The following is a 477-nucleotide window of genomic DNA, read 5'->3' on the forward strand; positions in this document are numbered from 1 at the left end:
TACATCAGCAGTTGGTGTAGCTGGTGCATTTGGTACATCATTAATCGTTACAGATAAAGCTGTAGAAACACACGTAGGATCTGAAGTATTTCGAGCCGTTACACTATAAGTACCAGAGGTTAAGTTAATAAAGTCTACTGAAGCCTGATAGTTCGTGCCATCAATACTGTATTCAAATCCTGGTCCTAATGGAGCTGTAATTGAAATTTTACCTGAAGGTACTGCACACGTTGGTTGAACTACATCAGCAGTTGGTGTAGCTGGTGCATTTGGCACATCGTTAATCGTTACAGATAAAGCTGTAGAAACACACGTAGAATCTGAAGTATTTCGAGCCGTTACACTATAAGTACCAGAAGTTAAGTTAATAAAGTTTTCTGACTCCTGATAGTTCGTGCCATCAATACTGTATTCAAATCCTGCACCTAGTGGAGCTGTAATTGAAATTTTACCTGAAGGTACTGCACACGTTGGTTG

At 39.6% G+C, this 477-nt stretch carries 1 protein-coding gene; it reads right to left on the bottom strand.

The annotated features are described in order from the left end of the window. The coding region (locus FHP04_RS14560; protein WP_158319156.1) for a hypothetical protein at positions 1–477 on the bottom strand (477 nt) is incomplete at both ends.

Origin of the sequence: Aequorivita sinensis, assembly GCF_006346335.1 — a bacterium.
GTDB lineage: Bacteria > Bacteroidota > Bacteroidia > Flavobacteriales > Flavobacteriaceae > Aequorivita > Aequorivita sinensis.